This is a genomic window from Mycobacterium sp. SMC-2, from assembly GCF_025263485.1.
In the GTDB taxonomy this organism is placed as follows: Bacteria; Actinomycetota; Actinomycetes; order Mycobacteriales; family Mycobacteriaceae; genus Mycobacterium.
Map to the genome: position 1 here is coordinate 3672989 of NZ_CP079863.1, position 26670 is coordinate 3699658.

Genomic DNA, 26670 nt, shown 5'->3' on the forward strand with positions numbered 1-26670 from the left:
TCTTGTCACGCGCCGACCCAAGGAGAAAGCCATGCCGGACTGTGACGCGATAGTCGTGGGAGCCGGGCACAACGGATTGACCGCCGCCGCGGTCCTGCAGCGCGCGGGCCTCCGAACGCTGTGCCTGGAAGCCAACACGTACGCGGGCGGCATGGCCGCGACCGTCGAACTGATCGACGGCTTCCGGTACGAGATCGCCGGCTCGGTGCAGTTCCCGACGGCCAGCCAGATCACCAAGGATCTGGGGCTGGACACCCTGCCCACGGTCGAGCCGGAGGTGATGTCCACCAACATCGGCGACCACGGCGAGGAGCCGATGGTCTTCTACCGCGACCCGCTGCGGCTGATGACGCACCTGGCCGAGAGGCACGGCATGGAAGCCGTTACCGGCATGGCCGAATTGATCAGCTGGAGCCAGGGCCCCGCAAAGGCCCTGGGCCGCTTCGATGTCCGCACACCGCCCAAGACCCTCGACGAGATGTATGCCTGCGCCGCCAGCGACGCCGAACGGCGGGCGATACACGAGATGTTGTTCGGGTCGGCGATGGACGTCATCGACCGCTACCTGCCCGACAAGGACAAGCACGCGGTCATGCGGGGGATGCTCGCGTTCCTGGCGATCAACTCCACCTACCGCGGCCCCTACACGCCGGGCAGCGCCACCTGCCTGGCCTTCGCGTTAGCCGTCCCCCAAAACGACTCGGCCAGCACGGCGATGATGACCAAGCTCAAGGGCGGCATCGGCGCGCTCACCGACCACTTGTGTGAGCTTTTCGTCTCCCACGGCGGTGAGATCCGCTTCCGCAACAAGGTGGAACAGATCCTGGTCGAGCACAGCGCGGTGACCGGGGTGCGGTTGCGCGACGGGTCGACCATCACGGCCCCGATCGTGGTCTCCAACCTCGCGCCCGACGTCACGCTCACCGAGCTGGTCGCGCCGGAACATGTTCCGGCGGAGCTGATCTCGCGGCTTTCCAGCCGCGATCACCGGGCCTCCTTCGTGCAGATTCACTTCGCCCTCGATGGATTGCCCGAATTCGCGCCGCCGTATGAGTTTTTGAACGAAGAAGGCATGCAGCAGTCGGTCGGGATTTTCGGCGCCCCGGAGGAACAACAGCTGCACTGGGAGAACTGCCGTCGGGGCGTCGTCCCGGACAACCCGTCGATGGGAATGCAGATCCCGTCCGTGCACGATCCGAGCATGGCGCCGCCCGGTAAGCACGCCGCGAGCGCCTTCGCCTACGCCTTCCCGGTGGAAGTCGATCGCCAGGACCACGGGCGGCTCAAAAACGTGATGGCACAACGTGTTATCGACAAGATCACTCGGCTGGCCCCGAACTTCAAGGACATCGTGATCCGGCACATCACGTTCGCGCCCTACCACATGAACACGATGTTCGGCGCGCCCGCCGGCGACTTCTGCCACGGCCTGCTGCATCCGGACTTGATGGGACCGAACAGGCCCGGCCCCAAGGGATTTCTCGACTTCCCGATTCCCATCGGCGGTCTCTACCTGGGCGGCGCGGGATGTCACGGGGGCCCGGGTATCACGTTCACACCCGGCTACAACGCCGGCTATCAGGCCCTCGACGATATGGCCTGACGCCCTCAGCCTCCGAACGTTCCGGTGAGCTGCGCCTGCGCGGTCGCGGCGTTGGCGATGGTCTGCGCCGCGCGGACGCCACCGAGGCCACCTGGCAGCTGATAGTCGTTGGGAAGCTGGTAGAGGGTGAAGCGGTAATGGTGCGTGCCGGTCCCCGCCGGCGGGCAGGGACCCATGTATGCGCGCTGTCCGCCCGTGTTCGGCAAGGTGGTCGCGCCGGCCGGCGTCTGGCCGTCGGACGTGCTGCCGGGACCTGGCGCGATTCCGACCACGATCCAGTGCACGTACAGCCCGTTGACGGCATCCGGGTCGTCGACCACGAGCGCCGCACCCGACGGCGCCGACCACGCCAGTGGCGGCGGGATATTGGCCCCCTTGCAGGTGTATTGCACGGGGATCGGCGCACCGTCGGTGAACGCCGGACTGGTGATGGTCAACGGCCCGTCGGGGGGCGCGGCCGCGACGGTCCGCCCCAGGGTCGTCACCTTCGGCGTCGACGGCCCCGTCATGGGGGTGCCGTCGTGGCCACCGCAACCGGCCAGCGCGACGATGATCGCCAGGCCGACCATGACGGCGGCGATGCGGTGAAAGCTGCGCACGAGTGTCGATTCCATAGAGACAGTGTGGCCCGCGCACCGGCCGTCCGGAAGGACCCGATTTCGGCAGCCGGGCAGCTGCTACCCGCCGCCCTTCTTCAACTCCAATACCCGTTTGCGCAGCCCCTTGGTGGCCGTGTCCATCAGGCTCTTGGCCCCCCGCTTGATCAAGAACCCCGGGACCGGCATCAATAGGTCGACGGTGAGCTCGAAGCGCACCCGGGTGGAGGCTCCGTCAGGCATCAGCGTGTAGCGACCATCCTGCGCGCGTTGCTGATTGGCCCTGACCAAAGTCCAGCCCACGCCGTCGTCGTGGACGGTGTACGCCAACTCCTGCTCGTCGCTGACACCGACGAGTTTGACCACTTGCCTCGATCTAATGGGGTGGCCCTGGTCGTCGCGCTCGAGAACCTCCACCTCTTGATGAACCGACGACCAGTCGGTCAGCGATTCGAGGTCGAACAACACATCCAGGATCTCATCGGGTGTCGCTTCGATGACGACCTCGCGGGATTCGGTGACAGCCATGGAGGATAGATAGCCGCTGCGACGCCGCCGGAAACTCACGGCACCAAGATCACCTTGCCCACGTTCTCCCGAGCCGCCAGGATGCGGTGCGCCTCCGGCGCCTCGTCGAACGGCACCGCGGCGTGGACGACGGGAGCGATCGTCCCGTCTTCGAGCGCCTTGGTCAGCGGAGCGATCCAGGGCTCCAGCGTGCCGCGATCGTCCCACAGCCGCAGCATGTTGAGACCGATCACGGCCTTGGACTCCGAAAGTTGGTCGATCAGATTGAACCCGCGCAGCATCGCCAGCGCGTGCGGCACCGCCGCCCGCAGCGAGCGTTTCTCGCCGTGCTGCAAGTTCGAAATCCCGTATCCCACAAGCCTTCCGCCGGGCCGCAAGAGCGCGTAGGACCGCCGCAGCGACGTGCCGCCCAGCGCGTCGAGCACCACGTCGTACGGCTCCAGGCCCCGCCACCAGCCGTCGCGGCGATAGTCGATCGCCCGGTCCACGCCGAGTTCGGTGAGCTTTTGATGCTTCGCGGGCGAGGCGGTGCCATGCACCTCGGCTCCGGCGGCCTTCGCGAACTGGACGGCCGCGATGCCGACCCCGCCGGCCGCTGCGTGCACCAGCACCCGCTCGCCGGCGCGCAGCGACCCGTAACCGTGCAGCGCGGCCCACGCGGTCGCATAGTTCACCGGCACTGCGGCGCCCTGTTCGAAGCTCATCGCGCTCGGCAGCGGCACGCAGTCGCTCGCCGCCACGTTGACGAGCTCGGCGTAGCCGCCGAACCGGGTACCCGCCAGCACCCGCTCGCCGACGCGGCCGGGATCGACACCGTCACCGACCGCCTCGACGATCCCGGCGACCTCGTAGCCGACGACCGCCGGGAGTTTCGGCGCATCGGGGTACATGCCCACGCGGGCGAGGTGGTCGGCGAAATTCACTCCCGCCGCGTGCACCGCAACCCGCAACTGCCGCGGCCCCGGCGGCGGCGGGTCGGGCCGCTGCTGGACCCGCAGCACCGACGGATCGCCGCGCTTGGTGATGACGACTGCCCGCATACCGGATTCCTCCTTGCCGCTCAGGCCTGCGTGATGGTGTCGGCAAGGCGGGGGAGGACGACACCCCGGCCGGGCCTCGTGCGGTGGAAGGCCTCGACCATCCCTGTGTTTCTATGTCGGCCGATTCCGACGTGTCAACTATTTCTGACACACGAGAACGCCGCCGTCCCCCGCGCCGGGCGGCTACCGTGCTATGTGTGCATTTCGCCTGGGAACGGTTGAGCAGCAATGCGCATCGCTGCCGGCTGCCGTTCTGCGATGTCACCATCGGACTGGTGTGGGGCCGCACCGGGGCATTGCTGGTCGACACCGGCACCACCCTCGCCGAGGCCGCCGCGATCGACGCCGACGTGCGGCTGATCGCCGGCCGCCCAGTCAGCCATATCGTCCTGACGCACAAGCATTTTGACCACGTGCTGGGCTCCGCGCTGTTTACGGACGCGGAAGTCTATTGCGCGCCCGAGGTGGTCGAATACCTGTCGTCGGGTACCGACCGGATGCGCGAGCACGCGTTGCAATACGGCGCCGACGCCGCAGAGCTGGACCGCGCGATCGCGGCGTTGCGGCCCCCGCGGCACGGGCTCTACGACGCCGCCATCGACCTCGGCGACCGCACCGTGACGATCACCCACCTTGGCCGCGGCCACACCACTTCGGACTTGGTGGTGATCGCTCCCGGGGAAGGCGACGACCCGGTCGTCGTGTTCACCGGTGACCTTGTCGAGGAGTCCGCCGATCCCTTCATCGACGCCGACTCGGATCTCGTGGCCTGGCCGGCCACCCTCGATCGGCTGCTCGCGGTCGGCGGGAACGACACCATCTACGTGCCCGGCCACGGCAGAGTCGTCGACGCGGAATTCGTCCGCCGCCAGCGGGACTGGTTGGCCCGCCGCGCGGGCGTCGGCCTCGGCTAAACGTGCGGGCCGGTGCAGGCGGCAATGAGGGCGTCCGGGTCGATGACGCTGACGGATAACGAGCGCAGCGATATCGGTCGGGTGACCGCTTTCGCGTCCACCGGTGGTTCAATGGTCAACGCCACCAGGCCCTTACCCGACCCATTGACGAGCCAGCGCCCGCTCGAGTAGTGCACGCCCAGGGGGAAGACTCGGTCGTCTGCCCTTTCGGCACGGGTGATCGACGCCAAGGGAATGTGAGCTTCGAATGCCCAGCCCATCTTCACGTGTAAGGTCTCGGCGTCCACCCTGAGCTCGCTGCGTTTCGGTCCGAGTCCGACACCAATCGCAAGGGGGAGGTACCACTGGTCATAGCGCAATTCCGTCTGCACGGCACTGACGGTACCTCGGGTTTGCTGGGTTCGCTGGTTTTCCGCATTTCGGCCTCGGCCGGCGGGCGTGGCGTGCGGCGGTTGATCTTGAAAGATGTTGCGCGGCGAAAATTTTGCGCCGCAATCAAATCTTCCGCGCCCGCGGTGGCCCTGCCCGCGATGCAAGAGGTCTAGTGTGCCAGGGATAGATGCGGGCCGGGGTAGGGCATGTGACAACAGTTTTGGCACGGGCCTTTCGACCCCTGATTGAACGGTCATCCCCAGGGATAGACTCACGTTCAAGGGAATCGACGCCGACGAGGGAGCGTAAGGCCATGGCGATCATTGACTCGGACACTGAAGTCCGGACCTCATACGAAGACGACATCGCCGCCACGCAGCGATACATGGACGGCCCGCGCTTCGCCGGCATCACCCGCCTGTACACGGCCCGCCAGGTGGTGGAGCAACGCGGCACCATCCCCGCCGACTACATCGTGGCGCGCGAAGCGGCGGCCGCCTTCTACGACCGGCTACGGGAGCTGTTCGCCGCCAAGAAGAGCATCACCACATTCGGGCCGTACTCGCCCGGCCAGGCGGTAGCCATGAAGCGGATGGGCATCGAGGGCATCTACCTCGGCGGCTGGGCAACCTCGGCCAAGGGCTCGACCACCGAAGACCCCGGACCCGACCTCGCCAGCTACCCCCTGAGCCAGGTGCCCGACGACGCCGCGGTACTGGTCCGCGCCCTGCTCACCGCCGACCGCAACCAGCACTACCAGCGCCTGAACATGAGCGAGGCGCAGCGAGCCAGCACACCCGTCTATGACTACCGCCCGTTCATCATCGCCGATGCGGACACCGGCCACGGCGGTGACCCGCACGTGCGCAACCTCGTCCGCCGCTTCGTCGAGGTCGGCGTCGCCGGCTACCACATCGAGGACCAGCGCCCGGGCACCAAGAAGTGCGGCCACCAGGGCGGCAAGGTCTTGGTGCCCTCCGACGAACAGATCAAGCGACTCAACGCCGCTCGCTTCCAGCTCGACATCATGCGGGTTCCCGGCATCATCGTCGCCCGCACCGATGCCGAGGCCGCCAACCTGATCGACAGCCGCGCCGACGAGCGTGACCAGCCGTTCCTCCTCGGCGCCACCAACCTCAACATCCCTTCCTATAAGTCCTGTTTCCTGGCGATGGTCCGACGCTTCTACGAGCTGGGGGTCAAGGAACTCAACGGCCACCTGCTCTACGCTCTCCCCGACTCCGAGTACGCCGCCGCCGCCGCCTGGCTCGAGCGTCAGGGCATCCAGGGCCTGATCTCCGACGCCGTGAACGCCCGGCGCGAGGACGGGCAAGGCTCGATCGACGACCTGTTCGACCAGGTGGAGTCGCGGTTCGTCGCCGCCTGGGAGGACGACGCCGGGTTGATGACCTACGGCGAGGCCGTCGCGGAGGTGCTCGAGTTCGGCGAAAGGGAGGACGAGCCCGTCGACATGAGCCCCGAGGAGTGGCGCCGGTTCTCCGAGTCCGCATCGCTCTACGCCGCGCGGGAGAAGGCCAAAGAACTCGGCGCCGACCCGCCGTGGGACTGCGAGCTGGCGAAGACGCCGGAGGGCTATTACCAGATCCGCGGCGGGATTCCGTATGCGATCGCCAAGTCGCTGGCGGCGGCTCCTTTCGCCGACATCCTGTGGATGGAGACCAAGACCGCCGACTTGGCCGACGCCCGGCAGTTCGCCGACGCGATCCACGCCAAGTTCCCCGACCAGATGCTGGCCTACAACCTGTCGCCGTCGTTCAACTGGGACACCACCGGGATGACCGACGAGGAGATGAAGCGCTTCCCCGAGGAGCTCGGCAAGATGGGCTTCGTCTTCAACTTCATCACCTACGGCGGTCACCAGATCGACGGTGTCGCGGCCGAGGAGTTCGCCACCTCGCTCAGACAGGACGGCATGCTGGCGCTGGCTCGCCTGCAGCGCAAGATGCGCCTGGTCGAATCGCCGTACCGCACGCCGCAGACGCTGGTGGGCGGCCCCCGCAGCGACGCGGCGCTGCAGGCGTCCTCCGGACGCACGGCGACCACCAAGGCGATGGGCAAGGGTTCGACGCAGCATCAGCATCTGGTCCAGACCGAGGTGCCGAAGAAGCTGCTCGAGGAGTGGCTGACGCTGTGGAGCGAGCACTACCAGCTCGGCGAGACGTTGCGGGTGCAGCTGCGGCCGAGGCGCGCCGGGTCGGATGTGCTGGTGCTGGGCATCTACGGCAACGGGGACGAGCAACTCGCCAACGTCGTCTTCGATCCCATCAAGGATCGGCACGGCCGCAGCATCCTCACGGTGCGCGATCAGAACACCTTCGCCGAGAAGTTGCGGCAGAAGCGGCTAATGACGCTGATCCACCTGTGGCTCGTGCACCGCTTCAAGGCGGACGCGGTGTACTACGTCACGCCGACGGAGGACAACCTGTACCAAACCTCGAAGATGAAGTCGCATGGCATCTTCAGCGAGGTCAACCAGGAGGTCGGCGAGATCATCGTCGCCGAGGTCAACCGCCCGCGCATCGAGGAGTTGCTGAAGCCCGACCGCGTGGCGCTGCGGAAGCTGATCACCAAGGAAGACTAGGGACTCGGCCCGCTAGCGCCCGTTCGCTGCGGGGACAACGGATCCGACGGTTAGCACTTCGGGTTCGAGGCCGTCACGCGCGCTCGGACTATCCAATTTACGAATAAGAAAATTTACTATTGGCGGATAAGTAAATTCCCGGATAGCAACAGTTGTCCGGGGATACGATTTGAAACGCCGATGGCCCATTAGCCCGAGATGGGCCATCGGCTCTAACGCCCTCGGCTCTTGGCCTACAGCCGACACCGGTCGCCGCGCGTGTGCGGTCTCGACTGCCAGTCGAACCGTTTTCCCGATGGCTCATCCCAGTGATGGGCCATCCGCGTCTCGTCGGGCGAACTCCCCGAAACCCGTTTGCGCGCCTGCGTGCCGGGGTAAGGAGAAATGGACCAGTTGCCGTGGTGCAAGTGGGGATTGGGGGCTTCGATGAGATCTACAGCCAGGACCTCCGTCGCGCTCTTCGGCGGTGCGGCCATGCTCGTGCTCGCGGTCGGGTGCGGCGGCGGGGGCAACAAGGGACCGAGCAGCACCACGACACCGACGACCGCGCCCTCGTCTTCGTCCAGCGTGGCTCCGTCCACACCCGAGGGCGGCGGTGGCGCCCCCGGCGGCCCCACGGGCAGCGGCGGGCCCGGCGGCGGTGGCGGCGGGGTCCCCGGTGGCCCGACCGGCGGCGGCGGGCCCGGCGGCGGTGGCGGCGGGGTCCCCGGTGGCCCGACCGGCGGCGGCGGACCTGGCGGCGGTGGCGGCAGCATCCCCGGCGTCGGGGGCGGCGGCGGCGGCCCGGGTGGCGGCGGCGGTTGCATCGGCAATGTCTGCGGCGGCTCCTGAAATCCGTCCGCTGAGCCAGCGGTAACACGCCACGGCAAAAGACTTGCTCCCCTAGTCGGCGGGGCCGGGATTACCTGGCCCCGCCGGCTGATAACAGACAGCACTGAGCGTTCTAACGTGACTGCCTAGGCCGAAGACCGCATTCGCGTTATGGTTCTGGCCAACTCGGATGCAAGGGGACTTCGATGGCGAAGCTCAGGTTTGGTTATTTCATCGCGCCGTTCCATCGGGCCGGCACGAATCCGACCCTCGCGTTGCAGCGTGACCTCGCATTCATCGAGCACCTTGACGCGCTCGGCTTCGACGAAGTGTGGTTGGGCGAACACCACTCGGCCGGCAGCGAGATCATCAGCTCGCCGGAGATCTTCATCGCCGCCGCGGCCGAGCGCGCCAAGCGGATTCGCTTTGGCACCGGGGTCATTTCGCTCTCGTACCACAACCCGCTGTGGGTCGCCGACCGGCTGATGCTGCTGGATCACCTCACCCATGGCCGGATCATCGGCGGTGTCGGACCGGGATCCCTGCCCAGCGACTCGTCCATGATCGGACTTACCCCCACTGACACGCGCGAGCTGCTCGAGACGAATCTCGACATCGTGGTCCGGCTGCTGGCAGGGGAGACGGTGAGCGCCAAGACGGCCACACACCAGCTGTTCGACGCCGAGTTGCAACTCGCCCCCTATTCCGACGGCGGGATCCCGCTGGCGGTTGCCGCGGTCGCGTCGCCGACGGGTGCCCGGCTGGCCGGCAAGCATGGCATCGGCCTGCTGTCGATCGGGGCGACGTTGACCGTCGAGGGTTTCAACGCGCTCTCCTATCACTGGGGCATCGTCGAGGAGCGCGCGGCGGCCTTCGGCACGCAGGTCGACCGCAAGAACTGGAGCTTGGTCGGCCTGTTCCACCTCGCCGAGACGGAGAAGCAGGCCCGGGAAGAGGTCAAGTTCGGCATCGAGCCGTGGTTCCGGTACTTCCAGAAGGTGGCCGCCTTCCCGCAGATGACGATGCCGGGTGAGCAGCTAGACGAGATGATCGACGTCATCAACGACAACGGGGCGGGCGTAATCGGCACGCCCGAGCGGGCGCGGGAACAGGTGCAGCGGCTGTGGGATCAGTCCGGCGGGTTTGGCTGCATGCTGCAGATGGGTCACGAGTGGGCCAACCCGGCCGCCACCAGACGGTCTGCGGAGTTGTTTGCCGCCGAAGTCATGCCGCATTTCCAGGGCCAGGCGCAGCCGACGCTGGATGCCGCCGCGCGTGCCGGACAGGCCCGGGAAAGCCTCGCGCAATCGCAGTTGGACGCCGTTGAGCACATGACGAAGAAGTATGAAAGCGAGAAGCGTCCTACCAACCCTGTTTGATTCGACGCGGTCGCGGCGGGCTGGCCGCCGAACTACTCAGCGCCGCAGGCGTTCTCGACGGCCAACAGAGATCCGACACAGACCACAGGGGCCCACACAGCCACCAGCGCGGACGGTCGGCATTACGGCGGAATTTAAGGGCGAAAGACCCTATTGGTCGGTTCCCTCACGAGCGGAACGTTAATGCCCTCGGGCAATTAGTTCAGCACGAGGATAACGGGGTGGAGCCATGTCGCGAGTCACCAAAATCATCGTTGCCCTGATGATCGCCTGCAGTGCCTTCGGCATTTCGGGGTGCACCTGCGAACAGTCTCCAGGGGGTCTGGTTTGCAGCGTATTCTGAGCGGTCGCACTCCGGTGCTGCGACCTCACGTTTGAGCGAGAAGACCGGGAAAGAGCGGTTCCGGGGGACCCGCCCTGTTAACCGTTGCGCTCATGGTGACCAACAAGCACCGGGGCGACCTTAGCTTCAAATAGCGGCGCCCAAAGGCCGACCACTGTGTGAGAACGCTACGCACACAGCGCAATTGGCAATGCCTCTATTGTGCGCCGCCGGATTCGCGTTCGGCCGCCTTCACCAGGCGGCCCGCGAAGAACCGGACAGTTCCCGCCATCGCCGACCGCATCATCGGACCCGTCCCGGTGACTTTCTCGGTGAACAAGCCGGTCCAGCGGATGTCGGTGCCGCCTGACGGGTTCGGTGTAAGGACCACCTCGCCGACGTAGTCCTTGATCGGATTCGACGGCGCGATGAGTTTGTAGACGTGCCGGCGGTCTTGCTCGTACTCGACGGTTTCCTCCTGCACGAGCACCGGCCACATCCCGAGCTTGCGGACCGCCCCGATCCCGCCCGGCGCAGGATCACCCTGTCGCGTCCAGCTCGAGTGAACGACGATGGGCTTGGCCCACTTCGACCAGTTCGCGCCGTCGGTCACGAGGCGGAACAGCGTCGCGGCGGGCGCGCTGCTGGTACGGGCGACCTCGAACGAAAACGTCCTGCCTGACATGACCAACTCCCTTGGGCAATCCTCACGACCCTGCCGGTCGCTCGCGCGTACGCTACCGCTCACGACGCGCCGCGTCGGAGTGGGGCCTTGGGCGCCGCGACGCACGGGGGGCTGACTGCGGATTGGATTCCCAGTCAACGTCCTTCGCGCGCCGCGTGCCGATGATCACGTTCCCGGCACCGCGGGTTGCCGCATCGCCGTGCCTACAGTGGGTCCATGAACTCCGGTTCCCGGCCACACGCCAAAGGTGTCCCCGGCTTGCTCGAGATCGAGGACTGCCTGGATGCCCAGGGCGGCATCGCATTGCCGCCGGGCGTCACGCTGATCTCGCTCATCGACCGCAACATTGCGAACGTCGGCGACGCGGTGGCGTACCGCTTCCTGGACTACAACCGTTCGTCCGACGGGCATGTCGAAGAGGTGACGTGGGACCAATTCGGTATGCGGCTGGAAGCCATCGGCGCGCACGTCCAACAGGCCGCCGGTCACGGCGAGCGGGTCGCGGTCCTGGCGCCGCAGGGCCTCGACTATGTGATGGGTTTCTACGCGGCGATCAAGGCCGGAACCATCGCGGTGCCGCTGTTCGCGCCCGAGCTGCCCGGACACGCCGAGCGCCTGGACACGGCCCTGCGCGATTCGCAGCCGACGGCCGTATTGACGACAACGGCGGCGCGGGGCGCGGTCGAGGATTTTCTGAGCACCCTCCCGCAGCTGCGCCGGCCGCGGGTCATCGTCATTGACGAGATCCCCGACTCGGCGCGGGAATCGTTCGCCCCCACCGAGTTGCGCCACGACGACATCTCCCACCTGCAATACACGTCGGGCGCGACGCGGCCCCCGGTCGGCGTCGAGATCACGCACCGGGCGGTGGGCACCAACCTCGTGCAGATGATCCTGTCGATCGACCTGCTCGACCGCGACACCCACGGTGTCAGCTGGTTACCGCTCTACCACGACATGGGCCTGTCGATGATCGGCTTCCCGGCGGTCTACGGGGGACACTCCACGCTGATGTCGCCCGCCGCGTTCGTCCGCAGGCCGCAGCGCTGGATCAAAGCCTTGTCGGCGCAAGCGGGCCGCGCCGTCACCGCGGCGCCGAACTTCGCCTACGAATGGGCCGCCCAGCGGGGGCTGCCCGCGCCGGGTGACGATGTCGACTTGAGCAACGTGGTGCTGATCATCGGGTCCGAACCGGTCAGCATCGAGGCGATCAACACCTTCAACAAGGCGTTCGCCCCGTATGGATTACCGCCGACCGCGTTCAAGCCCTCGTACGGCATCGCGGAGGCCACCCTGTTCGTCGCCACCATCGCGCCCGCCGCCGCGGCGACGGCCGCGTACTTCGACCGCGACGAGCTGGGCGCCGGGCGCGCGTTGCGGGTCGCGGCGGATGCCCCCGAAGCCGTGGCGCAAGTGTCCTGCGGCCAGGTGGGCCGTAGCGAATGGGCCGTCATCGTCGACCCGGCGGCCGGGGCGGAACTGCCCGACGGTCATGTCGGCGAGATCTGGCTGCAGGGCAACAACGTCGGTCGGGGCTACTGGGGCCTGCCCGAGGACACCCGGCGGGCGTTCGACGCCCGGCTGCGGTCGCGGCTCAGCGAGGGCAGCCACGCCGAGGGCGCCAGCGTCGAAGGCACGTGGTTGCGGACCGGGGACCTTGGCACCTACCTCGACGGCGAGCTGTATGTCACGGGCCGGATCGCCGACATGGTCACCGTCGACGGCCGCAACCACTACCCGCAGCACATCGAGGCAACCGTCGCCGAAGCGTCCCCGATGGTCCGGCGCGGATACGTGACCGCCTTCGCCGTGCCGGCCCGCGACACCGGTCAACAACTGGTGATCGTCGCCGAGCGGGCGACGGGCACCAGTCGCGCCGACCCGCAGCCGGCCATCGAGGCCATCCGGGCCGCGGTCGTGCACCGCCACGGACTGCCGGTCGCCGACGTGCGGTTCCTGCCGGCCGGCGCCATCCCGCGCACCACCAGCGGCAAGCTGGCGCGCCGGGCCTGCCGCGCCCAGTACCTGAGCGGCAGCCTCGGCGCGCGCTGAGCCAGTGGAACGGCCCGAAAAGCCCTGCTGGTCGCCGCCGCTGGCTTAGTCTCCACTCGGAGGCACGCCAATGGTTCTCAAGGTTGCGGTGTCGGCGGATCAGATCCACGGCGACGTGGATGCCGGGTACGGAAAGGTCGCCGACACCTTTCGCGCCAGTTTCCGCGACGGTGCCGAGGTGGGCGCCGCAGTCGCCGTTTATCGCGACGGCGTCAAGGTCGTCGACCTGTGGGGCGGCTACCGAAACGGGCTGGCGAAACAACCATGGCGCCCCGACACGATGGTCAACATGTTCTCCACGACAAAAGGGGTCGCCGCCCTGGTCGTGGCCGTCGCGGTGTCCCGCAGACTCGTCTCCTATGACGCCAGGGTCGCCGACTACTGGCCGGAATTCGCGCAGGCCGGCAAGGGCGACGTGACGGTCCGCCAACTCCTGGGGCATCAGGCCGGACTGTGCGCGCTCAAACCGAAGCCGACGCTGGCCGACGTCGCCGATCCCGCCAGGCTGGCGCCGATCCTGGCGGCCCAGGCGCCGGCGTGGCGGCCGGGCTTGCGGCACGGTTACCACGCGATCACGCTCGGCTGGTACGAATCCGAATTGATCCGCCGGACCGACCCGGCCGGCCGCACGCTGGGCCGCTTCATGGCCGACGAGATCGTCCGCCCACTGGGGCTCGACCTCCACATCGGCCTGCCGGACTCGGTCGATCGGGAGCGGATCGCGCACGTCCACAACTGGGTCCGCGCGGAAACGCTGTTGCATCTGAACGTGATGCCGGCCGGGTTCGTGGGCGCCTCGCTCAATCCGGTCGGCCTGACCGCGCGCGCCATCGCGGTTCCGCGCGGCGTCAACCCGTTCAACGGCGACTACAACCGCGACGATGTTCGGGCGGTCGAGATCCCGTCGGCGAACGGCATCGGCACCGCCCGCTCGGTGGCGCGCCTGTACGGCAGCGCCGCCACCGGGGGAGCCGAACTGGGTCTCCGCGGCGACACCCTCGATGCGCTGGCGGCGCCGGCGCCCCCGCCACGCGACGGGGTGCGCGACAAGGTGATGAACGTTGACGTGGCCTACTCGCTCGGCTTCTGTAAACCCGTGCCGCACTTCGAATTCGGCTCGTCGGACAAGGCCTTCGGAACCCCCGGCTTCGGTGGGTCGTTCGGTTGTGCCGACCCGGATACCGGCGTCGGCTTCGCCTACGTCATGAACAGGCTGGGTTTTCACCTGTGGAGCGACCCGCGGGAACTCGCGTTGCGGCAGGCGCTGTTTCGCGACGTGCTGGGAGTGCGACCCCAGACCTGATGCTGGCGAAAACCCGCTGTCCACTACGGTGAATACGCCGAAGTTGCACGGGGGGCGGTCGGGAGTCCGTACACCAGCACCAGGAGGCGCGATGGTTGACCTGCCCCGCGGGAACGAAGGGTTCGACAAGGTCATCAATCCCTCGGCCGAGGCATCCACACCAGTCAAACCCTCGATCGTCTATCCACCCGCCGGCGCTCCCAATGTCGTCGTGGTATTGCTCGACGACGTCGGATTCGGTGCCGCGGCAACGTTCGGCGGGCCCGTCCCGACCCCGGCGCTGGACCGCGTCGCCGGTGCGGGGTTGCGCTACAACCAATTCCACACGACCGCGCTGTGCTCTCCGACGCGCGCCGCACTGCTGACGGGTCGCAACCACCACAGCGCACACATGGGCACCATCTGCGAGATCGCCTACGGATTCCCGGGTTACGACAGCGTGATACCGCAGAGCACCGCCACGGTTGCGCAGGTGCTGCGGCTGAACGGCTACAGCACCGCGCTGTTCGGCAAGGCGCACTTCACCCCGACATGGGAGACCGGACCCGCGGGCCCATTCGACCGCTGGCCGACCGGACTCGGATTCGAACGCTTCTATGGCTTCCTGGGCGGGGACACTTCCCAGTACGAACCCGCGCTCTACGACCAGATCACGCCCGTCGAGCCGTACCTTGGCCGCGACGACTACCACCTGACCGAAGACCTCGCCGACAAGGCGACCGACTGGATCCGGCTGCAGAAGACGTCGGCACCGGACAAGCCGTTCTTTCTTTACTTCGCGCCCGGCGCTACCCATAGTCCCCACCAGGTGTGGCCGGAATGGTCGGATCGGTTCGCCGGCCAATTCGACGACGGCTGGGATGCCTTGCGACAACGGACCTATGCCCGACAAGTCGAAATGGGCGTCATCCCCTCCGACGCCAGGCTGACACCGCGACCCGAGCAGATACCCGCGTGGACCGACTACGACGACCGCTACAAGCCGGTGGCCCGGCGATTGATGGAGGTCTACGCCGGCTTCTTGGCCCATACCGACGCCCAAATCGGGCGGGTCATCGACGCCATTGAAGGGCTAGGACAGTGGGACAATACGTTGTTCATCTACCTGTGCGGCGACAACGGCGCGTCGGCGGAGGGAACGATACACGGCGCCTGGAGCTCACCGGCGTTCCAGAACGGGATGCCCGAAGACCCCGAATGGCTGCTGGCCCACGTGACCGACTTCGGCACGCGGCGATGCGAAAACCACTATAACGTCGGCTGGGCATGGGCGCTCGACGCACCCTTCCAATGGATGAAACAAGTGGCGTCGCATTTCGGGGGAACCCGCAACGGACTGGCGATCTCGTGGCCGCACGGCATCACTGCGGCGGGCGAGCAGCGCAGCCAGTTCCACCATGTCATCGACATCGTCCCCACCATCCTTGAAGCGACCGGCATCCAGATGCCCGCCCGCGTCAATGGTGTCGACCAGAAGCCGGTCGAGGGTGTCAGCATGCGGTACTCGTTCGACGACGCCGCCGTGGCCAGTCGCCGAACCACGCAGTATTTCGAGATCTTCGGTAATCGCGCCGTGTACCACGATGGTTGGATCGCCTCGTGTTTTCACGGCCGACTGCCCTGGATCCGCGCCCAGCGTGCGACCCCATTCGGCGACACCGAATGCTGGGAGCTCTACCACCTCGCCGATGACTTCAGCCAGGGCGTCGACCTTGCCGCGCAACGTCCCGACAAGCTCGCCGAGCTCAAGGGCGTATTCGACACCGAGGCGCGCAAATACGACGTCTACCCGCTCAGTGATGCGACGCTGGCCCGCGCGCTGCCCGTCAACCGGCCAAGCCTGCTGGCCGACCGTACCTCGGTTACCTACTACGCCGGGCAGGTGCGCATTCCCGAGCCGGTGACGCTGAGCTACACCAGCGCCTCCTTCCAGCTACGGGCGCAACTGGCCATACCGACGGGTGGCGCAGAGGGAGTGGTGATCAGCATCGGCGGGGCGATGGCCGGTTGGAGTTTGTACCTACGCGATGGCATTCCGCACTTTGCCTACAACTATTTCGGCCACGAGCTCACCACCGTGAAGGCTGACGAATCTCTACCGGAAGGCTCAGTCGCACTGGGGGTTTCTTTCGACTACGACGGCGGTGGGCTGGGGAGAGGCGCCTCGGTGTCACTGCACGTCAACGATGCCGAGGTCGCCAGCGGGCGCCTCGAGCGGACTGTGCCGTTTCGCTTCTCGATGAGCGGCGAGACGCTGGACATCGGCACCGACACCGGTTCCCCCGTCGCGCCGTACGGGCACGATTTCCGGTTCACGGGCCGTATCGACCGAATCGACGCAACCGTGCGTCCGCAACCCGCCGACCTGGCCGCGGCGATCGCCGAGGCGGAGACGCGCGCGGCGCTGGGAGCGCAATAAGTGCTCACCATGTGGAGCAGCCTTATTCCGTTGATCCTTGGCTGCGCGCTCGAACCGATCGAGATCGTCATCACGATCATGCTGCTCGGCACCCCGTCGCGCGTGCGGTCGGCCGGCGCCTGGGTCGCGGGGCATGTCAGCACGCGCCTGCTGCAAGGCCTCCTCTTCGGCACGATGCTGCATTGGGGCAAGCGCGAAGCCGACTCCAGTCACCCGCACCACTGGATCGTGTCCACCGTGCTGTTGGTGGTGGCCGTGCTGTTTTTGGTTACCGCGGCGCGGGAGTTGTTCAGTGGCGACAACCCCAACGCCCCACCACCGAAGTGGATGACCATGCTGACGTCGGCCACACCCAGCAAGGCCTTCCTCATCGGCGCCGGCGTCATCACCGTGTCGGTAAAAGCCTGGGTCTTCACGCTGGCGGCGATCAGCGTGATCGGCAACGCGAACTTGAGCCGACCCGCCAATATCGGTTCGTACGTTCTTTTCGTGGCGCTTGCCGCGAGCGCGAACCTGCTCATAGTCGGTGCAGCAGCATTTTTTCCACAACGATCACGCGCCTTGTTGGACCGCGTCTTGCGCTGGCTGCAGGCACACGACCGGCCCATCGTGATCGTGGCAGGCCTGATTTTCGGTACCTGGTTCGCGGTAAAAGCCTTGCGCGGCTTCGGGATTGTGTAGCCGGCCCGGTCAGGCCGGTGCTGCGGCCGCGTGCCGTCGCATCCAGAAGGTGTAGATCGCGCCTATCCCGGCGGTGACCAGACCGTAGAGCGCAACGGCTCCGTGTTCGTCCGCGTTGGGAAAGTTCGCCGATGCGATGGTCAACGCCGTTGCGGGATGACGGCAGCTGCTGGCGAAAGCCAACACCGCCGATGACTGGTGTTCGGGCCCGCCGAGCACATGCCCGACGACGACCGTGCTGCCCACGAACAGCACCATCGCCACCAATGTCGATTCGCCCAAGAGCTTCCACATGCTCGGCGCCGCGGCGACCAGGAGGATGACCATGGCCACCGGCAGGGCCAACCGCTGCACACGGTCGATCGGACCTTCGACACGGGAGGCGATCCGCGGCCAGCGCCTTCGGATCACCATGCCCGCGACGAGCGGCACCAACACCGACATCAACATGAGCTCCGCGATTGCCAAAGGGTGTGCGACATACTGGCGCCCGAACACGCGCCCGATCAAGGACGCCGCCAGAAAGATCACCGGAACGGCCAGGACGGCCAGCACGATGACAAGGCCGAGCCCGTACTGCGTGCGCCCGCCGGCCTTTTCCCCCCGCCGGGGCAGCAGCGGCGGTAAAGGTGAAATCGCCAGAGTGACAAGCGCAATGGCCACTTGGGGCCGCAGGTCCAAAGCGGACACCAATACTGCGGCGATCACCGGCGCCACGACCAGCACGGACAACAGCGAACGGGCCAACAGATCCGGCAGGCGCAGCAGGTAGGTGACGTCAGCGAACTGAACGGTCAACCCGTAACCGAGGATCACCACGAAAAGGCTGAGCTGAAAGGCAATCCGTGCCGCATCGGCCATGGTCACAGAGGCCAGCCTGCCATGCCCGACCGGGTCGGGTGCGGAGATAACTGAATACGCACCCACCAGGAAGCGCTGGCCGTATAACCCGCATACGAGCCGTCGCCCGTGCATCCGGTGTGGGCCCTACGTACGGGAATGGCCCTGGATTCGTCCCTGGGCCCCACGCTCGGCGTATCGGCCGCTCGTTAGTGGCATCCTGGCCATGTGGGTTTACTCATCCGGCTGGCGGAGCTGTTGATCGTGATCCTGCCCCTGGCGGGTGCGACCGTCGCCGCGGTGCGCGCTTTCGGCGCCAACCGACGGCGCCCCGCGGAACCCCAACAGCATGCACCGATCCCCGACGCTGCCGTCACCGCGGGCACCGGCGACAATCACGTCGCCCAGTGGCGGTCGCTACGCCGCGTCCTCGAGGAGCACAGCCGCACCGACGCGCGCTGGCTCGAGTATGAACTCGACGTCGCCAAGCTCCTCGACTTCCCGCTCATGACCGACATGCGCGACCCGCTCACGGTCGCCTTCCACAAAGCCAAGCTCCGAGCCGACTTTCTGCGGCCGGTCAAAGCCGAAGATCTTCTCGACGACCGGGAGACCGCCGCGCAATACCGGGCCGCCGTCGAGGATTACGTGACCGCGTTGAACGCCGCGGAGGCGGAGGCGATACGCAGGCGGCGCAGCGACTTCTCCCGGGCCGACCAGCAGCGGATCGCGCGCGCCCAGAACCTGCTACGCGTCGCGTCGGACCCGGCGGCGACACCACAGGAACGCCGGCACGCCCACGAGTTGGCGCGTCAGGAACTCGATGGCCTACTCGTCTTGCCGGCCACGACACAAGCCTCCATCGAGCGGAGGGTCTCCGGGGAGCTGGAGGGATGACCGCGACGCCCGGCGACCCCGACGGGAGCGAAAGCCTCACGGGCTACCCGGTCATCGCACCGCCGCTTCGCGGACCCGTCACCTTCGACCAGCGCTGGCGTGATCTCACCTTCATCCATTGGCCGGTGCGGCCCGACACGGTCGAAGCGATGTACCCGCCCGGCACCCGACCCGACGTCTTCGTCGACGGAATGACCTACGTTGGGTTGGTTCCGTTTGTCATGGAGAGCACCAAAGTTGGTTCCGCACTTCCGCTTCCGTACTTCGGCAGCTTCCCCGAGACGAACGTCCGGCTGTATTCCGTCGACGACTCCGGCCGGCACGGTGTGCTGTTCCGGTCGCTGGAAACGTCGCGGCTGGCCGTCGTGCCGGTCATCCGGGCCGGCCTCGGGGTTCCCTATACCTGGGCGAGGATGCGGATGAACCGGCACGGCGACCGCGTCACGTACCACAGCGTGCGCCGGTGGCCCCGCCGCGGGTTGCGCAGTCGCATCGAGGTGGCCATCGGCGGCCCCGTGGAACCGACACCGCTGGAAATCTGGCTCACCGCCCGCTGGGGCGCGCACACCCGCAAGGCCGGCCGCACCTGGTGGGTACCGAACGAACACCAAACCTGGCCCTTGCACGCGGCCGACATCGTCGAGCTGGACGACGAATTGGTGGCGGCCAGCATGGTGCGCCCCGCCGGCGACCGGTTGCGCGCGCTGTTTTCGCCAGGTGTGCGAACCCGTTTCGGGCGCCGCAGTGTTGTCGCATAGCTACGGGCAGGTGTATCCACCGTCGATCACGATGTCGGATCCGGTCATGTAGCTGGAAGCCTCGCTGGCCAGGTAGAGGTACAGGCCGGTGAGCTCCTCGGGGCGGCCCATCCGCCCGAGCGGTATCTTCGGCTCCCAGAGGCGGTGGTAATCGGCCAGCGGCTCCACGAGTTCGGTGCGGATGTATCCGGGGCTGACGCTGTTGACCCGGATGTTGTGCGGTGCGAACTCCACGGCCATGGCCTTGGTGAGATGAATGACGGCCGCCTTGGATGTGCAGTAGTGGCCCACCTGCTGCGGGATGTTGATGATGTGGCCCGACATCGAGGCCGTGGTGATGATGGCGCCGCCCTGACCCTGGCGGACCATCGCCCTCGCGGCCGCTTGCGCGGTCAGGAAAACACCTGTGACATTGGTGTTTTGGATGCGTTCGAACTCTTCCAGAGACATGTCCAGCATCGGGGTCACCGCGACGATGCCAGCGTTGCAGACGGCGACGTCGATGCCGCCCAACTCCGCGGTCACCCGGTCCAGCATCTCGGTCACCTGATCGGGCTGGGTCACGTCGCAGCGGATGGGCACGACCCTGCCTTCACCGTCCGCCGCGATCTCCCGGGCCACCTGTTCCAGGCCCTCGGCACGCCGCGCGGCAATGGCCACGTCGGCGCCCGCCTGCAGATACGCCTGCGCCACTTTCTTCCCGATGCCGCTGGATGCCCCGGTCACCAGCGCCCGCTTGCCACGCAGATCAAACAACTTCAAGACGTTCATCCGATATCCCTATCCCAGACATGCGACCCCTAACGGAAACACGTTCTAGTGTGTCCGCCATGGGCAAATTCACCAGGGCAGAAATCGAGCAAGCCATCGAGAACTACACGCGGGTCGTGGAGGGGTGCAGCTCCTCGGGCGATTGGCGCCCGTTCGCCGACCTTTTCACCGAGGATGTCGTCTACACCGAACATCACTACGGAGTGTTTCACGGCCGCGAGGCCGTGCGGGACTGGATCGTCGCCGTCATGGCGCCCTTCCCGCACATGCGATTTCCGTCCGGCTGGACCGCCTATGACGAGGACAACGACGCCGTCGTCGTGATGATCAAGAATCTGCTCGATCACCCGACGGATCCAAAGGGTGAGCCCTTCTGGTTCCCGAACTGGACCCGGCTCGTCTACGCGGGCAACGGCTTGTTCTCCAGCGAGGAGGACATCTACAACCCCAACCGCGACGCCCCCGGTGTGGTGGCCGCCTGGCTGGAGGCCGGCGGCAAGCTCGCGTCCGAGGAGATCCTGCAGCCCAACGCGTGACCGTGGCGATCGCAAGCGCGGCGTGGCCGGGCGCAGCGGGTCGCCACCATCGGACCGTGGCGATCGCAAGCGCGGCGTGGCCGGGCGCAGCGGGTCGCCACCATGGAACTAGGCGGGGGTCGGCTGTCGCCTCCGTCGCCGCGACCGCACGGCCGCCAGCACCTGCTCCCACGCCAGCATCGTGGCCGCCTTCATGTTGGCCGGCTTCATGCTGTCCCTGGACAAGAGCGCGGTGGCGGCCGCCTTCGTGGTCGCCGACGCCTTCGACAGATGGCCGGAGTCATACGGCGGCTGTGGGTCGTATTCGATTAGCAGTTGGATCGCCTTGGCGCGGGCTTCGCCGCCGATCTCGCCGGCCAGCCAGAGCGCCATGTCGAGTCCCGCCGACACCCCCGCACAGGTGACGACGTCGTCCTCGTGGACGATCCGCTCGTCGCCCACCGGGACGGCGCCGAACGCCTTCAACGCCGGGACTGTCAGCCAGTGCGACGTGGCGCGGCGTCCTTCGAGTAGGCCCGCGGCCGCCAGGATCACCGACCCCGAGCACACCGACGTCGTCCATCGGGCGGTTTGGTGGACCCGGCGCAGCCAATCCAGCAGTACGTCGTCGCGGGCATGGACCGGTGTCGACGGGCCACCGGGCACGAGAACGACGTCGGGCGAAGGCGTTTCGGTCAACGAGTGGGTGGCCCCGATGACCAGCACGCCCGAGTCGGCCGTGATCGGGCCCGCCTCGTGCCAGACGAACCGCACCTCGGCATCCGGCAGGTTGCGCAGCACCTCATACGGGCCGATCATGTCCAGCGCGGTGAAGCCCGGATAGGTCACGATCGCGATTTGAGTCATGGGTGTCCTTTCGTTTCAGGCGAATGCCTTGCGGTACTGGTCCGGCGGAATGCCGACCCGGCGAAGGAAGTTGCGCCGCATGGTCTCCGCGGTGCCGAAGCCGCAGCGGGTGGCGATCGCGACGACGGTGTCGTCGGTCTCCTCCAACTGCCGGCGCGCGGCTTCCGTACGGATCCGCTCGACGTACTGGCCGGGCGCCTCGCCGACCTCCGCGGTGAACACGCGGGTGAAGTGCCGCGGGCTCATCGCCGCCCGACGCGCCAGCTCGTCGATGCTGTGCTCGCCGCCCGGCTCCGCCTCGATGGCCTCCTGCACCGCGCGGATCGAGTTCCGTTTGGCGCGCGGCATCCACACCGGGGCCGCGAACTGTGTCTGCCCACCGGGCCGGCGCAGGTACAGGACCAGCCAGCGGGCAACCGTCTGGGCAATTTCGGTGCCGTGGTCCTCCTCGACGAGCGAGAGCGCCAGGTCGATCCCCGCGGTGACACCCGCGGCCGTCCACACGGTGTCCGAGCTGCGGACGAAGATCGGATCGGCGTCGACGTCGATCGCGGGAAACTCGCGGGCCAGCCGCCCGGCGAAGGCCCAGTGCGTGGTCACCCGCTGCCCGTCCAGCAGTCCCGCCTCGGCCGCCAGGAACGCGCCGGTGCAGACCGTGACCACGCGGCGGGCGGTTGCGGCGACGCTTTTGATCCAGCCGATCAGCTCGGCGTCCGACCGCGCGGCGTCGACACCGCCGCCGCCGGGCAGCACGACGGTGTCTACGGGGGAACCCGGGTCCGGCAACGGCGCCGCGACAAAGGCCAGTCCCGTCGGAGTGGCGATCGCCTGGCCGCCGACGGAGGCCAGGATGACCTCGTACCCGCCCCCGGTGAGCAGGGATGCGCCGGTGAAGACGTCGTGTGGTCCCACCACATCGAGGGCCTGCACGCCGGGAAACCCGGCGATCACCACCTTGCGAGCCATGGATCTCAGTGTCGGGCACGCCCCGATATGTCGTCTACGCCTTGTACCCCACCAATTAGGACACGGGGACCTGGCCCGTGGCGGCCGCGGCGGGCTTGGCAGACTGTCCGACATGGCACAGATAACGTTGCGAGGAAACCCAATCAACACCGTCGGCGAACTGCCTGGCGTCGGATCCCCGGCGCCGGCCTTCAGCCTGACGGGCAGCGACCTGGGGGAGGTCAGTAGCGACCAGCTCGGCGGTAAGCCCGTGGTGCTCAACATCTTCCCGTCGGTGGACACACCGGTATGCGCGGCCAGCGTGCGGACCTTCAACGAGCGCGCTGCCGCCAGCGGTGCCACGGTGGTATGCGTGTCGAAGGATCTGCCGTTCGCGTTCGCCCGGTTCTGCGGGGCGGAGGGCATCGAGAACGTGAAGACGGCGTCGGCGTTCCGCAGCAGCTTCGGCGAGGACTACGGCATCACCATCAACGACGGCCCGATGGCCGGTCTGCTCGCCCGAGCCATCGTGGTGGTCGGCCCCGACGGCAAGGTCACCTACACGGAGTTGGTGCCGGAGATCGGCCAGGAGCCCAACTACGACGCGGCGCTGGCCGCGGCGGGCTAGTTTTCGGGTTCTAACCCGAGCAGTCGCACCGTTTCGGCCCGCATGTCGACCTTGCGCACCTTCCCGGTGACCGTCATCGGGAACTCGTCGACGATGTGGACATACCGCGGAACCTTGTAGTGCGCGAGTTTCCCGAGGCAAAACGCCCGCACGGCATCCGCGTCTAACGGTGGACGGTCGGGCCGCATCTTGATCCAGGCGCAGATTTCCTCGCCGTACTTGGCGTCGGGAACGCCGACAACCTGCACGGCGTCGATGTCCGGGTGAGTGTGCAGGAAGTCCTCGATCTCTCGTGGGTACAGATTCTCACCGCCGCGGATGACCACGTCCTTGATGCGCCCGACCACTTCGCAATAACCGTCGTCGTGCATGACCGCCAGGTCTCCGGTGTGCATCCATCCGTCGCGATCGATGACCTCTCGAGTTCGGTCGTCGTCGTGCCAGTAACCCAACATCACCGAGTAGCCGCGGGTGCATAGCTCACCCGGCTTCCCCCGCTCCACGAGCTTGCCGCTGCCGACGTCGATGACTTTGATCTCGACGTGCGGATGAACCCGGCCCACCGTGGTCGTTCGATGCTCTAGGTCGTCGTCGATGCGGGTCTGGCAGGACACCGGGGAGGTCTCCGTCATGCCATACGCGATCGAGAGCTCCGACAGTTTCAATTCGTCGATGCAGCGCTTCATCACCTCCACCGGACAGGTGGCGCCCGCCATGATGCCGGTGCGCAGCGACGACAGGTCACGACGAGCGAGGTCGGGCTGGCCGAGCATCGCGATGAACATCGTGGGCACGCCGTAGAGGCCTGCGCAGCGCTCCTTTTCGACCGCCTCCAGCGTCGCGGCGGGATCGAAGCCGGCCGCCGGAATCACCATGGTGGCCCCGTGGGTGGTGCAGCCCAGATTGCCCATCACCATGCCGAAGCAGTGGTAGAACGGCACCGGGATGCAGAGTCGATCGCCGGGCCCGAGCCGGATGAGTTCGGTGACGAAGAACCCGTTGTTGAGGATGTTGAGGTGCGACAAGGTGGCCCCCTTGGGGGCTCCCGTTGTGCCCGAGGTGTATTGAATGTTGATCGCATCCCGCGGGCTGAGGGTGGCCGTCCGGCACCGCAATTCGTCAGCGGTCACCTCGCCGGCGCGCTGCCGCAGCCGCTCCCAGTCGGCGGTGCCCAGGAACACGACATCGGTTAATCCGCGGGCCTCGGAACGGACCTCGTCAACCATTCGGCGGTAGTCGGAGCTCTTGAAGGTTGTCGCGGACATCAACAGCCGAGCGCCCGAATCGCGCAACACATGAGACAATTCGTGAGTTCGATATGCGGGATTGACCGAGACGAGGATGGCCCCGATCTTGGCCGTGGCGTACTGAAGGATCGTCCATTCGGGGCAATTGGGGGACCAGATCCCGACCCGGTCGCCGCGCTGGATGCCGACGGCCATCAAAGCGCGGGCGAGACAGTCGATCTCACTGTCGAGTTGGGCGTAGGTCCACCGCCGGTTACCGGCCACGTCGACAAGCGCGTCGACGTCGGGGTACGCCAGCGCGGTGCGCTCGAAGTTCGCCCCGATGGTCTCGTCCAGCAGTGGGGTGGCGACGGGCCCCGCGTCGTAGGACTTCACCGCGCGTACTCGCGGCGGAGGTCGGCCTTGAGCACCTTGCCGCTAGCGTTGCGCGGCAACGCATCCACGACCACGACACGGCGAGGCCGCTTGTACGAAGCGAGGTGCTCGCGGCAGTGCGTCTCGATCTCGTCGTCGGTCGGCGGGTCTGCCGGGTCGCTCGCCACGATCACCGCCATCGGGGTCTCGCCCCATTTCGGGTCGGGCACTCCGATAACCGAAACCTCGGCGACCTTGGCGTGGGCTGCCACGACGTTTTCCACCTCGGCGCTGTAGATGTTCTCACCGCCCGAAATGATCATGTCCTTCTTTCGGTCGACCACATAGATATAGCCATCAGCGTCCCGCCGGACCAGGTCGCCCGAATGAAACCAGCCGCCGCGAAAGGCTTCCGCGGTCTCGGCGGGCTTCTTCCAATACTCCTTCATCACCAGCGGTCCGCGATAGACGATCTCGCCGACTTCGCCCTGCGCAACGTCGTCCATCTCGTCGTTGACGATGCGCACCTCGACGCCCAGCATCGGGGTGCCCACGGATCCGATCTTGCGCAGAGCGTCCTGTCCGCGCAGCAGGCAGGTGATCGGGCTGCATTCGGTCTGCCCGAAGGCCGCGATGATCTCCGCACGCGGAAAGGCATCGAACATCGTGCGCAGCAGGGTGGTCGACGCGGGTGCCGCGCCCCACCAAACACGACGCAGCCGGCTGAGATCCCACGACCGAAGATCTGGCAATGCGCAGACCGTCTGCCACTGTGCCGGCGTCATCCAGCAGGACGTGACCCGCTCACCGACGATCGTTCGGATGGCGGCCACGGGATCGAAGCCGCCGGACGGTGGGACGACGACCGTGCCGCCGGTCAAGAACGTCGGGAACATCCCCGATACACCGGCGACGTGGAACAGCGGCGCATGTGCCATCCAGCAATTGTCGTCACTGCCCAGCCCCAGTGTGGCGATCACGCTCAAAGCGTGCAGGTAGAGGTTGCGGTGTGTGAGCACCGCGCCCTTCGGAAGGCCCGTGGTGCCCGACGTGTACATGATGAAGGCGGCGGCGTCGTCCGAAACTCTGACGTTGACGGGGACGCCGTCCGCTGCCGCAACAAGGTCATCCAGACCACCGATCTTGAGAACCGTGTTGACGGAGGGTGCTTTGCTGAGCGCGTGCGCGATGGCCGGTGCGCACGCCGAGTCTGTCACCACCGCGACGGAACCACTGTCTGCGAGCACATACGCGATCTCGTCTGCGACGAGGCGGAAGTTGACCGGGACCGCGACGGCGCCCAGCCGCAGGGTAGCGAACCAGACTTCGATCAGCTCCAGGCAATTCAGGCCGATCACCGCGACACGGTCGTTCGGACCAACTCCCTTCGCGGACAGCACGTTCGTCAGGCGGATCACCCGCTCGTAGAGCTGCGCGAAAGTACACCGGCGCCGCACATCGACGAACGCCAGGCTGTCCGGACGGACTCGGGCGTGGCGGGCCAGGACGTCGCAGAGTTTGATGCCGGTGCCGTCCACGAGA

At 67.0% G+C, this 26670-nt stretch carries 24 protein-coding genes; 13 read left to right on the forward strand and 11 right to left on the reverse strand.

The features are described 5' to 3' along the window. Positions 1-31 precede the first annotated feature (31 nt). Positions 32-1603, forward strand: coding sequence for an NAD(P)/FAD-dependent oxidoreductase (locus KXD96_RS17145; protein WP_260737985.1), 1572 nt, complete (start codon positions 32-34; stop codon positions 1601-1603). A gap of 5 nt (positions 1604-1608) precedes the next feature. On the opposite strand, the gene KXD96_RS17150 is transcribed toward KXD96_RS17145, so the two are convergent. The 3 genes from KXD96_RS17150 to KXD96_RS17160 all read right to left on the reverse strand — a co-directional run bounded on the left by KXD96_RS17150 (position 1609) and on the right by KXD96_RS17160 (position 3767). Beyond that, complete coding sequence (locus tag KXD96_RS17150; protein WP_260737987.1) at positions 1609-2217, reverse strand: YbhB/YbcL family Raf kinase inhibitor-like protein; 609 nt, start codon at positions 2215-2217, stop codon at positions 1609-1611. 63 nt (positions 2218-2280) lie between these two features. Beyond that, the gene (locus KXD96_RS17155) at positions 2281-2727 is read right to left on the reverse strand and encodes an SRPBCC family protein (RefSeq protein WP_260737990.1); all 447 of its coding nucleotides are present in this window, start codon (positions 2725-2727) and stop codon (positions 2281-2283) included. A 35-nt stretch (positions 2728-2762) separates the two neighbouring features. Next, on the reverse strand, positions 2763-3767 hold the full coding sequence (locus KXD96_RS17160) for a medium chain dehydrogenase/reductase family protein (protein WP_260737992.1): 1005 nt from the start codon (positions 3765-3767) through the stop codon (positions 2763-2765). 197 nt (positions 3768-3964) lie between these two features. Between KXD96_RS17160 and KXD96_RS17165 the strand changes: the two genes are divergently transcribed. Further along, positions 3965-4681: an MBL fold metallo-hydrolase gene (locus tag KXD96_RS17165; protein ID WP_260737994.1), complete on the forward strand. Its 717-nt coding sequence runs from the start codon at positions 3965-3967 to the stop codon at positions 4679-4681. On the opposite strand, the gene KXD96_RS17170 is transcribed toward KXD96_RS17165, so the two are convergent. After that, positions 4678-5052 (reverse strand): hypothetical protein, encoded by a 375-nt coding sequence (locus tag KXD96_RS17170; RefSeq protein ID WP_260737998.1) that lies wholly within the window; start codon positions 5050-5052, stop codon positions 4678-4680. The genes KXD96_RS17165 and KXD96_RS17170 overlap by 4 nt on opposite strands. Before the next feature lie 314 nt (positions 5053-5366). Between KXD96_RS17170 and aceA the strand changes: the two genes are divergently transcribed. The 3 genes from aceA (at position 5367) to KXD96_RS17185 (ending at position 9844) form a co-directional block, all read left to right on the forward strand. Further along, positions 5367-7655: an isocitrate lyase ICL2 gene (gene aceA, locus KXD96_RS17175; RefSeq protein ID WP_260738009.1), complete on the forward strand. Its 2289-nt coding sequence runs from the start codon at positions 5367-5369 to the stop codon at positions 7653-7655. A gap of 426 nt (positions 7656-8081) precedes the next feature. Continuing rightward, positions 8082-8486, forward strand: coding sequence for a hypothetical protein (locus KXD96_RS17180; protein ID WP_260738011.1), 405 nt, complete (start codon positions 8082-8084; stop codon positions 8484-8486). A gap of 185 nt (positions 8487-8671) precedes the next feature. Beyond that, entirely contained in the window at positions 8672-9844 is a 1173-nt protein-coding gene (locus tag KXD96_RS17185; protein ID WP_260738014.1) for an LLM class flavin-dependent oxidoreductase, read from the forward strand. A 539-nt stretch (positions 9845-10383) separates the two neighbouring features. On the opposite strand, the gene KXD96_RS17190 is transcribed toward KXD96_RS17185, so the two are convergent. Next, on the reverse strand, positions 10384-10851 hold the full coding sequence (locus tag KXD96_RS17190) for an SRPBCC family protein (protein ID WP_260738016.1): 468 nt from the start codon (positions 10849-10851) through the stop codon (positions 10384-10386). A gap of 216 nt (positions 10852-11067) precedes the next feature. On the opposite strand from KXD96_RS17190, the gene KXD96_RS17195 reads away from it, so the two are divergent. From KXD96_RS17195 to KXD96_RS17210, 4 genes are all read left to right on the forward strand, one after another. After that, positions 11068-12903, forward strand: coding sequence for a fatty acyl-AMP ligase (locus KXD96_RS17195; protein ID WP_260738017.1), 1836 nt, complete (start codon positions 11068-11070; stop codon positions 12901-12903). 70 nt (positions 12904-12973) lie between these two features. Then, positions 12974-14206, forward strand: a complete 1233-nt coding sequence (locus tag KXD96_RS17200; RefSeq protein WP_260738021.1) for a serine hydrolase domain-containing protein — start codon at positions 12974-12976, stop codon at positions 14204-14206. Positions 14207-14297: 91 nt separating this feature from the next. Beyond that, a complete protein-coding gene (locus KXD96_RS17205; RefSeq protein ID WP_260738023.1) occupies positions 14298-16625 on the forward strand; it encodes an arylsulfatase in 2328 nt (775 codons plus the stop codon). A gap of 9 nt (positions 16626-16634) precedes the next feature. Continuing rightward, positions 16635-17306 (forward strand): GAP family protein, encoded by a 672-nt coding sequence (locus KXD96_RS17210; protein WP_260745419.1) that lies wholly within the window; start codon positions 16635-16637, stop codon positions 17304-17306. Positions 17307-17315: 9 nt separating this feature from the next. On the opposite strand, the gene KXD96_RS17215 is transcribed toward KXD96_RS17210, so the two are convergent. Beyond that, complete coding sequence (locus KXD96_RS17215) at positions 17316-18167, reverse strand: bile acid:sodium symporter family protein (protein ID WP_260745420.1); 852 nt, start codon at positions 18165-18167, stop codon at positions 17316-17318. A 207-nt stretch (positions 18168-18374) separates the two neighbouring features. Between KXD96_RS17215 and KXD96_RS17220 the strand changes: the two genes are divergently transcribed. Together KXD96_RS17220 and KXD96_RS17225 are read left to right on the forward strand one after the other, a co-directional pair. Further along, the gene (locus KXD96_RS17220) at positions 18375-19043 is read left to right on the forward strand and encodes a hypothetical protein (RefSeq protein WP_260738029.1); all 669 of its coding nucleotides are present in this window, start codon (positions 18375-18377) and stop codon (positions 19041-19043) included. Next, on the forward strand, positions 19040-19801 hold the full coding sequence (locus KXD96_RS17225; protein WP_260738030.1) for a YqjF family protein: 762 nt from the start codon (positions 19040-19042) through the stop codon (positions 19799-19801). The genes KXD96_RS17220 and KXD96_RS17225 overlap by 4 nt, the downstream gene beginning before the upstream one ends. Here the strand turns inward: KXD96_RS17225 and KXD96_RS17230 are convergent, their stop codons facing one another. Next, positions 19802-20572 carry an SDR family oxidoreductase gene (locus KXD96_RS17230; protein WP_260738033.1) on the reverse strand — a complete coding sequence of 257 codons (771 nt, stop codon included), beginning with the start codon at positions 20570-20572 and terminating at the stop codon, positions 19802-19804. Positions 20573-20631: 59 nt separating this feature from the next. On the opposite strand from KXD96_RS17230, the gene KXD96_RS17235 reads away from it, so the two are divergent. Continuing rightward, on the forward strand, positions 20632-21108 hold the full coding sequence (locus tag KXD96_RS17235) for a nuclear transport factor 2 family protein (RefSeq protein ID WP_260738035.1): 477 nt from the start codon (positions 20632-20634) through the stop codon (positions 21106-21108). Between the two features lie 108 nt (positions 21109-21216). Here KXD96_RS17235 and KXD96_RS17245 read toward each other — a convergent pair whose 3' ends face one another. Both KXD96_RS17245 and KXD96_RS17250 read right to left on the reverse strand, forming a co-directional pair. Beyond that, a complete protein-coding gene (locus KXD96_RS17245) occupies positions 21217-21954 on the reverse strand; it encodes a DJ-1/PfpI family protein (protein WP_313901586.1) in 738 nt (245 codons plus the stop codon). Between the two features lie 15 nt (positions 21955-21969). Further along, a complete protein-coding gene (locus tag KXD96_RS17250) occupies positions 21970-22920 on the reverse strand; it encodes a GlxA family transcriptional regulator (RefSeq protein WP_260738037.1) in 951 nt (316 codons plus the stop codon). A 112-nt stretch (positions 22921-23032) separates the two neighbouring features. On the opposite strand from KXD96_RS17250, the gene tpx reads away from it, so the two are divergent. Next, a complete protein-coding gene (gene tpx / locus KXD96_RS17255; protein ID WP_260738039.1) occupies positions 23033-23527 on the forward strand; it encodes a thiol peroxidase in 495 nt (164 codons plus the stop codon). Here tpx and KXD96_RS17260 read toward each other — a convergent pair. Both KXD96_RS17260 and KXD96_RS17265 read right to left on the reverse strand, forming a co-directional pair. Then, on the reverse strand, positions 23524-25149 hold the full coding sequence (locus KXD96_RS17260; RefSeq protein WP_260738040.1) for an AMP-binding protein: 1626 nt from the start codon (positions 25147-25149) through the stop codon (positions 23524-23526). The genes tpx and KXD96_RS17260 overlap by 4 nt on opposite strands. Next, on the reverse strand, positions 25146-26666 hold the full coding sequence (locus tag KXD96_RS17265; RefSeq protein ID WP_260738042.1) for a long-chain-fatty-acid--CoA ligase: 1521 nt from the start codon (positions 26664-26666) through the stop codon (positions 25146-25148). Before KXD96_RS17265 ends, KXD96_RS17260 begins: the two co-directional genes overlap by 4 nt. Positions 26667-26670 lie beyond the last annotated feature (4 nt).

Coding starts and splice junctions, on each gene's coding strand:
- KXD96_RS17250 (WP_260738037.1), bottom strand. CDS start 22,920: ATGGCTCGCAAGGTGGTGATCGCCGGGTTTCCCGGCGTGCAGGCCCTC.
- KXD96_RS17160 (WP_260737992.1), bottom strand. CDS start 3,767: ATGCGGGCAGTCGTCATCACCAAGCGCGGCGATCCGTCGGTGCTGCGG.
- KXD96_RS17200 (WP_260738021.1), top strand. CDS start 12,974: ATGGTTCTCAAGGTTGCGGTGTCGGCGGATCAGATCCACGGCGACGTG.
- KXD96_RS17205 (WP_260738023.1), top strand. CDS start 14,298: ATGGTTGACCTGCCCCGCGGGAACGAAGGGTTCGACAAGGTCATCAAT.
- KXD96_RS17180 (WP_260738011.1), top strand. CDS start 8,082: ATGAGATCTACAGCCAGGACCTCCGTCGCGCTCTTCGGCGGTGCGGCC.
- KXD96_RS17190 (WP_260738016.1), bottom strand. CDS start 10,851: ATGTCAGGCAGGACGTTTTCGTTCGAGGTCGCCCGTACCAGCAGCGCG.
- aceA (WP_260738009.1), top strand. CDS start 5,367: ATGGCGATCATTGACTCGGACACTGAAGTCCGGACCTCATACGAAGAC.
- KXD96_RS17225 (WP_260738030.1), top strand. CDS start 19,040: ATGACCGCGACGCCCGGCGACCCCGACGGGAGCGAAAGCCTCACGGGC.
- tpx (WP_260738039.1), top strand. CDS start 23,033: ATGGCACAGATAACGTTGCGAGGAAACCCAATCAACACCGTCGGCGAA.
- KXD96_RS17185 (WP_260738014.1), top strand. CDS start 8,672: ATGGCGAAGCTCAGGTTTGGTTATTTCATCGCGCCGTTCCATCGGGCC.
- KXD96_RS17230 (WP_260738033.1), bottom strand. CDS start 20,572: ATGAACGTCTTGAAGTTGTTTGATCTGCGTGGCAAGCGGGCGCTGGTG.
- KXD96_RS17210 (WP_260745419.1), top strand. CDS start 16,635: ATGTGGAGCAGCCTTATTCCGTTGATCCTTGGCTGCGCGCTCGAACCG.
- KXD96_RS17195 (WP_260738017.1), top strand. CDS start 11,068: ATGAACTCCGGTTCCCGGCCACACGCCAAAGGTGTCCCCGGCTTGCTC.
- KXD96_RS17235 (WP_260738035.1), top strand. CDS start 20,632: ATGGGCAAATTCACCAGGGCAGAAATCGAGCAAGCCATCGAGAACTAC.
- KXD96_RS17215 (WP_260745420.1), bottom strand. CDS start 18,167: ATGGCCGATGCGGCACGGATTGCCTTTCAGCTCAGCCTTTTCGTGGTG.
- KXD96_RS17245 (WP_313901586.1), bottom strand. CDS start 21,954: ATGACTCAAATCGCGATCGTGACCTATCCGGGCTTCACCGCGCTGGAC.
- KXD96_RS17145 (WP_260737985.1), top strand. CDS start 32: ATGCCGGACTGTGACGCGATAGTCGTGGGAGCCGGGCACAACGGATTG.
- KXD96_RS17150 (WP_260737987.1), bottom strand. CDS start 2,217: ATGGAATCGACACTCGTGCGCAGCTTTCACCGCATCGCCGCCGTCATG.
- KXD96_RS17155 (WP_260737990.1), bottom strand. CDS start 2,727: ATGGCTGTCACCGAATCCCGCGAGGTCGTCATCGAAGCGACACCCGAT.